General features: G+C 61.1%; 17 protein-coding genes. 8 read left to right on the forward strand and 9 right to left on the reverse strand.

Features of this window, described 5'->3' with window-relative positions; all coding sequences use genetic code 11:
* Position 1 precedes the first annotated feature (1 nt).
* Positions 2 to 802 (forward strand): ATP-binding cassette domain-containing protein, encoded by an 801-nt coding sequence (locus tag LGH82_RS23000; protein ID WP_227344942.1) that lies wholly within the window; start codon positions 2 to 4, stop codon positions 800 to 802.
* Between the two features lie 168 nt (positions 803 to 970).
* On the forward strand, positions 971 to 2,593 hold the full coding sequence (locus LGH82_RS23005) for a CHASE domain-containing protein (RefSeq protein ID WP_227344943.1): 1,623 nt from the start codon (positions 971 to 973) through the stop codon (positions 2,591 to 2,593).
* A gap of 154 nt (positions 2,594 to 2,747) precedes the next feature.
* On the opposite strand, the gene LGH82_RS23010 is transcribed toward LGH82_RS23005, so the two are convergent.
* The 6 genes from LGH82_RS23010 to LGH82_RS23035 form a co-directional block, all read right to left on the reverse strand.
* Positions 2,748 to 3,002: a hypothetical protein gene (locus LGH82_RS23010; RefSeq protein ID WP_227344944.1), complete on the reverse strand. Its 255-nt coding sequence runs from the start codon at positions 3,000 to 3,002 to the stop codon at positions 2,748 to 2,750.
* 83 nt (positions 3,003 to 3,085) lie between these two features.
* Positions 3,086 to 3,412 carry a hypothetical protein gene (locus LGH82_RS23015; protein ID WP_227344945.1) on the reverse strand — a complete coding sequence of 109 codons (327 nt, stop codon included), beginning with the start codon at positions 3,410 to 3,412 and terminating at the stop codon, positions 3,086 to 3,088.
* A gap of 158 nt (positions 3,413 to 3,570) precedes the next feature.
* Entirely contained in the window at positions 3,571 to 3,744 is a 174-nt protein-coding gene (locus LGH82_RS23020) for a hypothetical protein (protein ID WP_227344946.1), read from the reverse strand.
* Between the two features lie 145 nt (positions 3,745 to 3,889).
* Positions 3,890 to 4,921, reverse strand: a complete 1,032-nt coding sequence (locus tag LGH82_RS23025; RefSeq protein ID WP_227344947.1) for a sensor histidine kinase — start codon at positions 4,919 to 4,921, stop codon at positions 3,890 to 3,892.
* A 186-nt stretch (positions 4,922 to 5,107) separates the two neighbouring features.
* On the reverse strand, positions 5,108 to 5,272 hold the full coding sequence (locus LGH82_RS23030) for a DUF1328 domain-containing protein (RefSeq protein ID WP_027031438.1): 165 nt from the start codon (positions 5,270 to 5,272) through the stop codon (positions 5,108 to 5,110).
* Between the two features lie 199 nt (positions 5,273 to 5,471).
* Entirely contained in the window at positions 5,472 to 6,266 is a 795-nt protein-coding gene (locus LGH82_RS23035) for a response regulator (protein ID WP_227344948.1), read from the reverse strand.
* Positions 6,267 to 6,486: 220 nt separating this feature from the next.
* Between LGH82_RS23035 and LGH82_RS23040 the strand changes: the two genes are divergently transcribed.
* Positions 6,487 to 6,690: a NepR family anti-sigma factor gene (locus LGH82_RS23040; RefSeq protein ID WP_227344949.1), complete on the forward strand. Its 204-nt coding sequence runs from the start codon at positions 6,487 to 6,489 to the stop codon at positions 6,688 to 6,690.
* 3 nt (positions 6,691 to 6,693) lie between these two features.
* Positions 6,694 to 7,245: a sigma-70 family RNA polymerase sigma factor gene (locus tag LGH82_RS23045; RefSeq protein WP_227344950.1), complete on the forward strand. Its 552-nt coding sequence runs from the start codon at positions 6,694 to 6,696 to the stop codon at positions 7,243 to 7,245.
* Positions 7,246 to 7,305: 60 nt separating this feature from the next.
* On the opposite strand, the gene LGH82_RS23050 is transcribed toward LGH82_RS23045, so the two are convergent.
* Complete coding sequence (locus tag LGH82_RS23050; protein WP_227344951.1) at positions 7,306 to 7,686, reverse strand: response regulator; 381 nt, start codon at positions 7,684 to 7,686, stop codon at positions 7,306 to 7,308.
* A gap of 161 nt (positions 7,687 to 7,847) precedes the next feature.
* Between LGH82_RS23050 and LGH82_RS23055 the strand changes: the two genes are divergently transcribed.
* From LGH82_RS23055 to LGH82_RS23065, 3 genes are all read left to right on the forward strand, one after another.
* A complete protein-coding gene (locus LGH82_RS23055; RefSeq protein WP_227344952.1) occupies positions 7,848 to 8,609 on the forward strand; it encodes a Crp/Fnr family transcriptional regulator in 762 nt (253 codons plus the stop codon).
* A gap of 156 nt (positions 8,610 to 8,765) precedes the next feature.
* On the forward strand, positions 8,766 to 9,092 hold the full coding sequence (locus tag LGH82_RS23060; protein WP_227344953.1) for a DUF883 family protein: 327 nt from the start codon (positions 8,766 to 8,768) through the stop codon (positions 9,090 to 9,092).
* 5 nt (positions 9,093 to 9,097) lie between these two features.
* On the forward strand, positions 9,098 to 9,559 hold the full coding sequence (locus LGH82_RS23065) for a hypothetical protein (protein ID WP_227344954.1): 462 nt from the start codon (positions 9,098 to 9,100) through the stop codon (positions 9,557 to 9,559).
* A gap of 6 nt (positions 9,560 to 9,565) precedes the next feature.
* Here the strand turns inward: LGH82_RS23065 and LGH82_RS23070 are convergent, their stop codons facing one another.
* Positions 9,566 to 11,098 (reverse strand): sensor histidine kinase, encoded by a 1,533-nt coding sequence (locus tag LGH82_RS23070; RefSeq protein WP_227344955.1) that lies wholly within the window; start codon positions 11,096 to 11,098, stop codon positions 9,566 to 9,568.
* Positions 11,099 to 11,252: 154 nt separating this feature from the next.
* On the opposite strand from LGH82_RS23070, the gene LGH82_RS23075 reads away from it, so the two are divergent.
* The gene (locus tag LGH82_RS23075; RefSeq protein ID WP_227344956.1) at positions 11,253 to 11,426 is read left to right on the forward strand and encodes a hypothetical protein; all 174 of its coding nucleotides are present in this window, start codon (positions 11,253 to 11,255) and stop codon (positions 11,424 to 11,426) included.
* A 23-nt stretch (positions 11,427 to 11,449) separates the two neighbouring features.
* Here the strand turns inward: LGH82_RS23075 and LGH82_RS23080 are convergent, their stop codons facing one another.
* Complete coding sequence (locus LGH82_RS23080; RefSeq protein ID WP_227344957.1) at positions 11,450 to 12,370, reverse strand: diacylglycerol/lipid kinase family protein; 921 nt, start codon at positions 12,368 to 12,370, stop codon at positions 11,450 to 11,452.
* Positions 12,371 to 12,515: the final 145 nt, after the last annotated feature.

Below are 12,515 nucleotides of genomic sequence, written 5' to 3' on the forward strand. Positions count from 1 at the left end.
CATGATTGACAAGACTGCTCCTGCAGCGACCGCGCTGATCGACATGCGCAACATCTCGATCGCCTTTGGCGGCATCCGCGCTGTCGACGACGCGTCGATAGACCTTTTCCCCGGTGAAGTCGTGGCGCTGCTCGGCCACAATGGCGCCGGCAAGTCGACGCTGATCAAGGTCCTGTCCGGGGCCTACAAACGCGATGCCGGCCAGATCTTCGTCAATGGCCAGGAGGCTTCGATCTCCAACCCACGCGAGGCCAAGAAATACGGCATCGAAACGATCTACCAGACGCTGGCGCTGGCCGACAATGTCGATGCCGCCGCCAATCTCTTCCTCGGCCGCGAAATCATGACCGCCTATGGCACGCTCGACGATGTCGCCATGGAGGCCGAGGCACGCAAGGTGATGGGCCGGCTCAATCCGCGTTTCCAGCGCTTCAAGGAGCCGGTGATCAAGCTCTCCGGCGGCCAGCGGCAGTCGGTGGCGATCGCCCGCGCCATCCTGTTCAACGCGCGCATCCTGATCATGGATGAGCCGACGGCGGCACTCGGGCCCCAGGAGACGGCCCAGGTCGGCGAACTGGTCAAGCAGCTCAAGGCGGACGGCATCGGCATCTTCCTGATCAGCCACGACATCCACGACGTGTTCGAACTCGCCGACCGCGTCTGTGTCATGAAGAACGGCCAGGTGGTGGGGACGGCGCGCACAAGTGATGTGACCCAGGACGAGGTGCTCGGCATGATCATCCTCGGCAAGTGCCCGCCCGGCGCCATTCCAGGGCCGGGCGCGCTGAAGATCGCCGCCTGAAAATCGGCGGAACGTGATTGGCAAAACCCGGCTGTCATCACTCATCGGCAGCCGGCTATTTGCCAATCATGTGATATGCCAGTGATGCCGATGGTTTGGCCCCGGCATTGTGTTGGTGCGGGGACTTGACCATAAAGGTGGTGAACCGCTCACGGGCCGCATTATCCATTGAAGAAGTTCTTCCCGATCGTTGCCTTCATCGCCGTCGCACTGATCAGCCTGACTATGGCGGGGTTCGCCTACTTCGCCACGCAGGAAGCGGCGCGCATCAAGTTCGAGGCGGCGGCCGACGATGCGCTCAACCGGATTGAAAGCCGCATCGACCTGCATCTCTCCTTGCTGCGCTCGACCCAGGCGCTGTTCGACGCCCGCAATGGCGACATTTCACAGAACGAATTCAAGGCCTTCTTCAAGGCGCTCGATGTCGACAACAATTTCGCCGGCCTGCGCGGCATCGGCTTTCTCAGGCTGGTGAAGGCGGGTGACGAGGCCGCGGTTGAACGCGATATCCTGCGCGACCAGGGTGTGGCCCATGCGGTGTATCCGGATACGACCTTGCCCTGGCGCGCGCCCATCGTCCTGTTCGAGCCACTGGATCCTTCCAACCAGTCCAGCATCGGCTACGACATGTTCACCGAACCGGCGCGGCGCGAGACGATCGAAAAGGCCATGGCCGACGATCAGCAGCACGCGAGCGGTCTCCTGCAGCTTGGCCAGGGCACCGGCGCCACGCAGCTTTTCACCGGCTTCTTGGTCTTTGTGCGGCTCAATGTCGAAACGGCGCCGGACGTCATCAACGCGTCCAGGTCCTCGACGGCCGGTTTTCTTTATGCCGCCTTTCGCGCTGAGGACCTGTTCCAGGTCGCGCTCAGCCGGGTGCCGCTGCTGCCGGTCAGTACCGAGATCTATGATGGCACGGTGAAAGCCGACAATCTTTTGTTCCGGTCGGAAACGCCGCCTGTCTCCATGTTCGGGGACAGGCTTCTGGTCACTCGCAAGATCATGGTGGCCGGCCGGCCATGGACTGTCCAGTTCCGGCCGACAAGCGCCTTTTCGCAACCTTCCTCGCGCGCCATTCCTGTGATGCTTGGATTGTTAGGGCTGTTGCTGGCGGGCGCTATCGCCCTGGTGGCACGCTATCAGGAGCGGGCCTATGACGCGGTGTCGCTTCTGCACGAAACGACCGAAAAGAGCCTGCTGGAAAAGGACTTGATGCTGCAGGAGATGAAGCATCGCATCAAGAATTCGATCACACGGGTTCTGGCGATCGCGCGCCAGACGGCGTCGCGCGCCACTGACGTCAACGAATTCTCATCGTCCTTCTCTGCCCGGCTGCAGGCGATGGCCGCTTCGCAGGACATGCTGACGCGTTCACGGTGGCAGAAGGCCGATCTCGGCGATCTCCTGCGCATCGAGCTTGGCCAGGTGTTCGGCAAGGAGCTTCCCGAGGGACTTCTGGCTGGGCCGGAGGTGCTTCTCGACGAGACGACAACGCAGGCGCTCGGCCTGACCTTTCACGAACTGGCGACGAATGCGCTGAAATATGGCGAGGCCGGCAATTCCGTAGGCGCGCTGAAAGTCGACTGGTCGCTCGAAGGGTATGCGCGTGACAGGACGCTGGCCCTCAACTGGCGGGAATCCGGGCAGAAGAAATTGGAAACACCGACCAAAACCGGTTTTGGCACCAAGCTGATCGACCTCAACGTAACACGCGAGTTGCGCGGCACGATCAACCGTGATTTTCGCGCTGATGGATTGAACGTGGAAATCAGGATCCCGCTCTCGGGTTGAGGCGGGACGCCATCAACCGCGATAGCATGCAGCTTTGGGCGCGAAAATGCGGAGACCGGTTTGCCGGTCTCCGCATTTGACGTTCAGTCTAAAGCGCGTCGCGTCGAAACGGATTCATGCGACGCGCTTTAGGGTCACTTTTGGGCGACATGCATTAGTGATGACGATGACACCGAGCCGTGTATATCCGGCCGTGACGATCGCGATACTGGCAATAGCCATTGCGCAGATTGCGCACCAGCAAGCCGGAGCCGACACCGACCGCTGCGCCGATAATCGCACCCTTGCCACCGCCGAGCAAGCCGCCGACACCGGCGCCAATCAGGCCACCGCCAACCACGTCCTGCTCGGTGCTGGTGCAGCCGCTGAGGGCAGCCAGCGCAACCATCGCAATAATCATGCTCCGCATAGATTCACTCCTCACTTGTGTCCTCACTTCAATAATCTCCAACCGCCATTTATCATGAAATAACGGTCTCTGCCCGCTCGATTTTATTGTTGGCTAAGATAGTCTTTCTGGGAGCGCGCGCCACTGGATGCTAGCAGGAGGTCGGAAATCTCCAGGGAAGCATCAAGTGTCCCGTCTGGACGCACGTTCCAGGCTATCTTGTTGTAATCATCTTCCAGAGCCGGATCGACAGGAAGACACTTGGCAACGATGTGTTCAGCCTGACCTTGAACATCACCCAAGGCGAACGGGCGTTCCGCCGTGCATTCCGCCGCTGTCTCGAACACGCTCACCGGAACGGACAATTCACGGCACTCGGTCATATTGCTTGAACAGCCAATAACGAGCAGCAAGGCGGCGATGTGTTCCATGGCGACATGTCCTCTCGCCACAATAACGACTCACATTCGCCAAAGTTCCTGCGATGGCAGGTTGGTCAACGAATAATTGGACGGGCGCTCAAGACCAAGCGACGGGCGCTCAAGACCAAGCATTGCCGCCAAGGCACGGCGCCGCTCGGCGGGCGCCATCAGAACAGTTGGAAGGCTGCCACCAACAGGATTGCCGTGATCAGTGCAAATGCGGCGAGACGGAGAGCGAGGTGGGAGGTTCGTGGCGCGGGTGAGGCGGGTGACTCAGGATCCTGAAACTCGCCCATCGAAACGCGGGCGGCCTGTTCCAGTCTGTTCATGTCGGCGACCATCAAAATCATTCCTCCCGCGCTGCGAACCGGAACGTCCAGACGATCGGCAGGTTCCAGCGATATCTGGGAAATACAGTGTGGGATGTTATGGTAAATAGCCGGTTAAGGTTTGCATGATGCCTGGGTTTCCAGCCATGCTGCCAGATCAGTCGGTCTCGAAATTGCCGTGGGGTACGACGAGGCGGTATTCGAGGCGGCCAGCCGTGATTTCAAGCGTTGCCGTGCCATTCAGCGATGCCGGCACGACCCGCTCGAGGGCGACGCTGCCAAAGCGTTTCTCGCTGCGCTGATTGTCATTGGCCCCGATCGCCTCGGCCCACGTCAACGAGAGGGCGGCTTCACCGGCGGAAGCGGCCATGAGATTGGCGGTCACCTCGACAAAGCCGCCCGGCCGCGACAGGGCGCCATAGCTGACAGAATTGACGGCGAGCTCATGCATTGCCAAGCCGATATGCAGGGCCGCATTGGGATTGAGATATGGATTGACGCCCTGGAAACGCAGGCTGCGCACGGGATCAGCTCCGTAGCGGCCGACCTGGCCGGACACCAGTTCGCGAAGAGCCGCCCCGCGCCAGTTGGAGGATGTCACCAGATCCTGGGACGACGCGAGTGATTGCAGCCGGCCGCGAAAGCGCGTCAGGAAATCGCTGATGGTGTCGGAGTAGCGGCCGGTCTGGGTGGCGATGCTCTGGATGATGGCCAGGAGATTTTTCGAGCGATGGCTGACTTCACGCAACAGCGTCTTCAGAGTCTGTTCGCGACGCTTCTGCTCGGTCGTTTCGACCATTGTGGTGACAACGCCCTGCACGATGCCACTGTCGCCACGATCCGCGTCTATCCATACCTGGAACCAGCGAACGCCGTCTTCGGCGGGAACGCTGAGTTCAAGACGCTCCGCGTTTCCTGACGCCATGACGTTGCGTTTGGTTGCGTCGATGCGCTCTGCCTGGGCCAGCGGCAGGATGCCGTTGCTGTCGGCGCTGTCAGCCCATGGCGCGCGCATGTTGCGCGCCCATACCGTCTTCAACTCGCGATCCTGATAAAGTACGGAAATGCCGGCATTGTGCAGCGCATGCAGGAGAGCCCGGCCGAGCTGCATTCCACTTTCGGCGGGATGCAAGGCGATGATCTCATCGCTCTGCCTACCCTCTTTAATGTCTCCGGCCTTGGAACGCATCGGTCAATATGTCCACCCAGTTCAGTTGAACGGCTCACTGACAAATGGGTTCCCAAAAAGGAGTCGGTTCCGATCCCCTAAAAGCGGTCCGCCGAGCGACGTCCTGTGAAGGATATCGCCCGGCGGTGGCTGGAAACCGTTTGAGGGGTGCGGCTTCCAGTGTTCGCTCGATTGTCCGCCTGATCGTCACGCGCGCTTGAACAGGCCCGCGAGAAGCGAAATGACCAGGAAAGCGAGAAATATGAAGAACAGGATTTGCGCGATGCCAGCCGACGTTCCCGCAATGCCGCCGAACCCGAGCGCGCCCGCGATGATCGCGACGACAAGAAAAACAAGCGCCCAGTAGAGCATGATCCATCTCCTTCAAATGGTGTGGTAAAAACGTGGTTCGCCGCCGTTTGTTCCACCATTGGCCGAAAAAGACGAGCCTGCAAATCGCTCAAGAAGCCTGATGCGCGGGAAAATTCTCGGCGATGCTGTCCAGTCATGAAGAAGGCCGCCCGATGCAGCGCATCGAACGGCCCGTTTCATGCATTTCGAGACAGGAAGGCTATGCCGCGGCCTTCGCCTGCCGGTCGAAGAATAGCGCCTGGCTGATCAGGGCCTTGACCATGTCCGGGTTGAACGGCTTGGTGACCAGGAACGCCGGTTCCGGCCGCTCGCCAGTCAGCAAGCGTTCGGGGAAAGCGGTGATGAAGATCACCGGTACCGAGGTGGACGAGAGGATCTCGTTGACTGCCTCGATGCCAGAGCTGCCGTCGGCAAGCTGGATGTCGGCAAGAATCATCTTCGGTCGTGTCTTGCCGAACAGCGTCACCGCCTCGGCATGGGTGCGCGCCGTTCCGACGACGCGATGGCCAAGACTTTCGACCATCTCCTCTATGTCCATGGCGATTAGCGGCTCGTCCTCGATGATCAGCACATCGGTCGCCACCTGGCGGGAAATCTCGTTGCTCGCCTGAGCCAGAAGTTCCGAGAATTCGGCGTCGCCGACATCGAGAATCTCCGCCGCTTCGTCTTCGGTGAAGCCTTCGACCGCGACCAGCAGGAAAGCCTGGCGGGGGCGGGGGGCGAGGGCATTCAGGTTGGCGGCGGCACGCTGCTCCCAGGCCGACTGGGCATGCTCTTGCGGCACGCGAATGGCGACGGAGGTGAAGAGCTTGGCGAATATCTTGTAGAGGGCGATGCGGTCGTTCGACGCTTCCGGGAAGATGTCGACATCGTCGATGAGGGCTTCAAGCATCGCGGCGACCAGCGCGTCGCCACTCTCCTGCGATCCGGAGACTGCCCGCGAAAAGCGGCGCAGGAACGGCAGGTGCGGAGCGATGGTTGCGGATAAACTCATAATGAACGTCTCCCTCAGATGACGTGGTTGCATAGTTTGCAGGTCAAGCTGATTGCAAGCCCCGGTGAAACAAACGCGGCGTTTCGGAAAAAGTTCCGGACGCTGTGGAACTAATGTGCGGGGAAGGCGTTTGAAGCCGGGATGGGCGACCAGACGAGGGTGCCGCTTGCCTTGTGTTGTGTAGTATGGCGGCCTGGTAGCTGGGGGAATAAAGGGCGAAATGAAGGATATGATGAAACATGTAATGGCTGGCGTCGTCGAAAGGCGCCGGGATGGTTCCGGCGACCCGCTTGGGCCGAACTCGGAAATTGGTCGCAAACTCAAGCAGTATTATGATGAGCTGGTCTCCGACGATGTGCCGGATCGCTTCGCCCAGTTGCTCAGCCAGCTGGAACAGGCCGAACCCGCACAGAAGAAGGACTGAGGCATGGCCGCCGTCTCTCAGGGCTTCAAGACCGATCTGCTCGGGTCGATCCCGAGCCTGCGCGCCTTTGCGGTGTCGCTGACGCAGAATGCCGACAAGGCCGACGATCTGGTGCAGGAGACGCTGGTCAAGGCGTGGGACAAGCACGAGAGTTTCCAGCCGGGCACCAATCTCAAGGCTTGGCTGTTCACCATCCTGCGCAACGAATTCTATTCGCAGATGCGCAAGCGCGGCCGCGAAGTGCAGGATAGCGATGGCATCATGACGGCAAGGCTTGCCGTTCATCCGGCCCAGCACGGTCAGCTCGACCTGAAGGATTTTCGCGGCGCGCTCGAACAATTGCCCGAGGACCAGCGCGAAGCCATCATCCTCATCGGCGCGTCGGGCTTCTCCTATGAGGAAGCCGCCGAGATTTGCGGATGCGCGGTCGGAACAATCAAGAGCCGCGTCAGCCGGGCCCGCACGCGGCTGCAGGAAATTCTAAAGATTTCCGGCGAGGACGAGTACGGCCCCGATGCGATCTCGGCCCAGGTGATGGGCACGCCGGGAAGCTGAGGCGTGACGGAGCAGGCGGGATCGTGATCGCGCCGCTCAGCAATCAAGATATGTCGGTTGTCAGTTGGCGGGCGTCCGGCCGCAGGCGGCCGCCACGGCCTCGACAAGGTCCTCTCCCGAATAGGGCTTGGTGACCAGCCTGATGCCGGGAAAGGACGCCTTGATCTCGTCGACGTCCGAATAACCCGAGGCGAAGACGAAGGGCAGGCCGGTTTCACGCAATCCCGAGGCGAAATCGAGCGTTGAGGCTCCGCCAAGCATCAGATCGACGATGGCGGCGTCGAAGTGCCCGGCGACATTCTGTTGATCGACCTCCGCCAGATCGCGGGCGATAACCACCTCGCCAGCGCCATAATCGCGGCACAGCTGCTCGACATCCATGGCGATCAGGAATTCATCCTCCAAGACCAGAATTCGCAGTCCGTCAAGCAATGGTGGCACGTAGCAATGTCTCCTTGAAACCACGGAGTCATGATCGTTATTTGGCATCGTGTCATTTAAAAAAGACATGCCGGGCGCAGATGATGGAACCTCGATCCCCCGAAATGCGTTTGGAACCGACTCTCTCGAAGAGGGGCAACGCTTTCGAAGAGGGGTCGAAAATGTCGGGCCAGAACGGTCGTTCTTTCTCCAGCCGCCAATATCCTTGCGAGAACTGTCCGCTTCGACCGCTACCGGTGTTCCGTGAGTTCGAAAAGCAGGAACTCGTCTTCATCAGCAAGTTCAAGAAGGGTGAGCTTGCCGTCGACAAGGGCGCCACGGTGCTGGTCGAGGGCAGCCACAGCGCCCACCTTTATACAGTGCTTTCGGGCTGGGCCTTTCGCTACAAGCTGTTGTCGGATGGCCGCCGGCAGATCCTCAACTATCTGATGCCGGGCGATCTCATCGGCCTGCAAGGCAGCGTGATGGGCGAGATGCAGCATTCCGTCGAGGCTCTGTCGCCGATGCTGCTGTGCGTCTTCGAGCGCGAGTCCCTGCACGAACTCTACCGCAATCACCCCGGCCTCGCCTATGACATCACCTGGATCGCGTCGCGGGAGGAGCGGATGCTGGACGAAAACCTGCTCAGCGTCGGTCGTCGCAGCGCCATCGAGCGTGCCGCCTACCTGATCGCCTTCATAGGCAGTCGCGCGAAAGTGGTCGGGCTGAATGGCAAGCATTCCGTCCAGATTCCCATCACGCAGCAGCACATAGCCGATACGCTCGGCCTCTCCCTGGTTCACACCAACAAGACGATCCGCAAGCTGATGGACCGAAAACTGATCGTCTGGCGCGACGGCGGCTGCGAGGTTGTCGACAATGAAGGGCTCAAGGAACTCGCCAATTGGGAGGGATTGAGCGAGGGTCGTCGGCCGTTGATCTGAAGGGCCCATGTTAACCTGAAGCCAAATCGCGGCTGGACTCGATCGCGGAAACAACCTTTCATCGGACCAATATGATTTCAGGGGCCAGGGGCCGCCGGTTCGGAACCTTGGTGTCCATCGAACGTTTGAAATCAAGCAAACGCAAGGAGTTAAGCAATGGCAACCGCCACTGGGAAAACCGCTAATGAAAGCCGGACGAATCCAGACCTTGAAGCCGACATCAAGCAGCTCAAGGCCGATATCGAGAAACTGACCAGGCAGTTGGCCAAGACCGGCGAGCATGGCTATGGGACAGCCCGACGCGCGGCGACGGAAGGTGTCGAGCAATTGCGTGCCCAGGGCGAGGCGGCATTCGATAATTTGCGCAGCAACGCCAGGGATGTCGAGGCGCAACTCTTGGCGAGCGTGCGTGAAAAGCCGGTGACGTCGCTGGCGATCGCGGCCGGCGTCGGATTCCTGTTCGCGCTTCTCGCCCGGCGCTAATTCCCGTGGGAATGCTGGCATCGCTTATTTCGGGTTTCGCCTCCGGCGAAACCGTGGCCGCCATACGCCGCGCACGCACCGCGGCGATCGTCTATGCCGTTGCCGCCCTGGTGGCACTCTGCGGCATCGGGTTCCTGGTCGGAGCGGCCTATATCTGGACGGCGAGCCGCTACGGATCGATGGCCGCCTCGCTGGGTTTTGGGGCCGGCTTTCTGGTCATCGCCGGGCTCATATTGCTCATCTATCAGCTAGCTTCCGGCACGCGCGCCCGGCGCCGGGCGAAACGGCGCGACGCCGACTTGAAGGCGATCGGCATTACAGCGGCGCTAGCCGTGTTGCCGACGCTGCTCAAGGGGAAGGGCGGTCTGGGCGTCATTCTCGGCCCGGCGGTGGCACTTGCCGCCTACGCCATCTACCGTGAAAACGTGAAGCGTGGCGCGGATGACCATGATGGCGACACGAGATAGCGCGGGCTATTTCGACAAATCTTCCAGCGGCATGGATATCTCGGCATAGACGCCCTCTGGCCTGAATTCATGTGTCACCTCGCTGGAGATGACCTTGGCCAGGCTGCGACGGATCAGGATCGAACCGAAGCCGTGGCGTGCCGGGGGAGCAACTTCAGGACCGCCGCTTTCGCGCCAGGTCAGCACAAGGCGCCGGTTGCCCTTCTTGCCTTGCGTCTTCCAGTCGAGATCCACCTTGCCGGTCGCCACGGAAAGCGACCCGTATTGCAGCGCGTTGCTGGCCAGTTCATGCAGGATCAGGCCAAGTCCGACAGCCTGGTCGGGTGACAGCAACAGGTCGGCGCCGGAGATCTTCATGCGTGGCTGCGCGGCGTTGTCAAATGGCTTCACTTCGATCTGCACGAGTTCGCGGATGCCGATGCCGCGCCACTCGCGATCCGACAAAAGACTATGGGCAACGCCAAGCGCCTGCAGCCGGGCGCCGAAGGCCTCGAGAAATTCGCTCGGCTGGCGAGCGTGCCGGACCGTCTGCGTTGCCAGCGCCTGGACTGTCGCCAGCGTGTTCTTGACGCGGTGATTGAGCTCGCGCAGCAAAAGCCGCTGCCGTTCGTCTCCGAGCTTGCGCTCGGTGATATCGTAGTTGACGCCGAAGATCAGCGTCGGCTTGCCGTCGCCGTCGCGTTCGATGACACGCCCGCGCGTCGCGAGCCAGCGCGGCGGATGGAAGCCTTTCACCCGGTATTCGCCGAAATAGTCGTCGCTGCCGGTCAGTGCGTCGCGGAAGCGGGTTTCCGTCTGATAGACGTCGCGCGGATCGATGGCGGTCAGGATCTCGCGTGCCCGCAACCGGGTCGAACGCGGCAGGTTGAACAGTTCCGACATCAAGACATCGCATTCAATCATGTCGGCGCGGATATCCCAGGCCCAACTGGCCAGCGAAGCCGCGTCGAGCGCGATGGCACGTCGCTTTTCCTCGCGCACCAGTGCTGCCTCGGCGATGGCGCCGCTGCGGGTCGCGTCCTTCAACGTAAACAGGCTGGCGGCGAGGCCGGCCAGCGCCTTCAATTGAGCGAGCTTGGCGGCCGACGGGAACGCGTGCGGCTTTCGGTCGAGTACGCATAGCGTGCCGATGCGCGCGCCCGCTACCACCATCGGTGCCCCGGCATAGAAACGGACGTGGTGCTTGCCGGTCACCAGTGGATTGGTCATGAAACGTGGGTCGAGCGTGGCGTCGGGAACCACCAGCGGTTCATCGCCCGCGGCGATTGCATGGGCACAGAAAGATATGTCGGTCGTCGTTTCGGTCTCGTCGATCCCGACGCAGGACTTGAACCATTGCCGGTCCAGATCGAGCAGCGTGACAAGCGCGATCGGTGCCTGCATCACCGACGCCGCGAGATTGCTGATGCGGTCAAAATCAGGGTCGGCCGCCGTGTCCAGCATCTCCAGCCCGTGCAGCACGGACAGCCGATCCCTGTCACTTACCGCGCGAAAGACCTCGGCCGGCAGGCCCGGCGCGCCTTCAATCGTATTGTCCACCAGATCCCCGATGCCCCGTCTTGCGGTCGTTCTTTGTTGCCCCTGCTGGCCGGCGAGAGGTCGTACCCCAAGCATGGAACCTTCGTAGCGGGGAACTGTTACCCGAACATGTTTTTTCGAACACGCCTGCCGGCGCCAAGCTATGAGGCCAAACATGACCAAAATCATCCCTGAAGACAAAGCCCGTCAGGGGCGCTGGGGGTGGCATGGCTTTCGCATCCTCATTGCGGCGCTGCTCCTGGCCTTTATCGCGTGGGGCGCGGCCGAAATCTATGGCGAGGTGATCAAGTCGCCGGCGACCCAGCAAAATAGCATCCCCCAAAGCTAGGGGTCCCACGGAACCGGATCGCATCATGCGGCCTCAGCTTGAGCATTTCGTGCTGGCACCAGCACATTGAGTGCGCCAGGGTGGATTTTGATCGTCGTTTCCTGATCAAGCCTGACCAGTTCGCCATCGACCACCGCCCGGTATTTCTTCGCTGGCGAATGCACTTTCACCACCACCCGCTCGGCCTGGTGAATCTCGACATGTTCGTTATCGCGCCATTTGCCGCGCGCCATGTTGAAGAAGAACTTGAGCAGATGGCGGCGCTGCTCGGCCACCGTGACATAGATGCCAAGCACGCCGCCCGCAGGATCGTCCGCGTAGGGCAGGTGGCCTTCCCCAAACAGATTGTTGGTAATGCCGATGGCGGTGGTCCGTGTGACGATCTCGACTTCGCCGACCGTCAGCGTCACCTTTATTGCCTGCGGGTTGTTGATCGTTGCCCAGGCAGCCTGTGCCGAGGCTCTTATCTTTCCCAGACGCGAACCGAACTCCAGTTTCTGGCGACGCTGCACCATCTTGGCATGCATGCCGATCGAGAACTGATGCACGAACGGACGACCGTTCGCGGTAGCGATATCCACTGCCGCCACGTCGGCGTCGACAAAGGATTCCAGCGCGGCATCGAGCGTCTGGGGAATGCCGAGCCCGCGCGCGAACAGGTTCATGGTGCCTGCCGGCAAAATCGCCAACGCCTTGTTCCTGCCCATCAGCCTGGCCGCCGCCGCCGAAATGGTGCCGTCGCCTCCACCGGCCAGCACAACATCGATCCCACGCCGCGACGCCGCACTGTCCAGCGCCGCCACAACATCCTTGCCGGCGACGACATCGAGATCGACGGAGTGACCGGCTGCTTCAAGGGTCTGGCGCATGCGCTGGGAGAAACCGGCGAGGTCGGTCGAGCGCAAGGTGCCACCGTCCTGGTTCAGCACCGCCGCAAACCGCATAATCTGCTCCGCATTCTCAAATACCCAACCGGGCCGGAACCAGCCCAGCCACAGGCTGAAACGGGCATGGCGGAGAAAGGTTCCGCTGGCGGCCATTTCAAGGAGGGAATTCCCCTGCAACCAGGCGTGGAGGTCATAACCGTCA

The sequence above is a fragment of the Mesorhizobium sp. PAMC28654 genome, assembly GCF_020616515.1.
Lineage (GTDB): Bacteria > Pseudomonadota > Alphaproteobacteria > Rhizobiales > Rhizobiaceae > Mesorhizobium.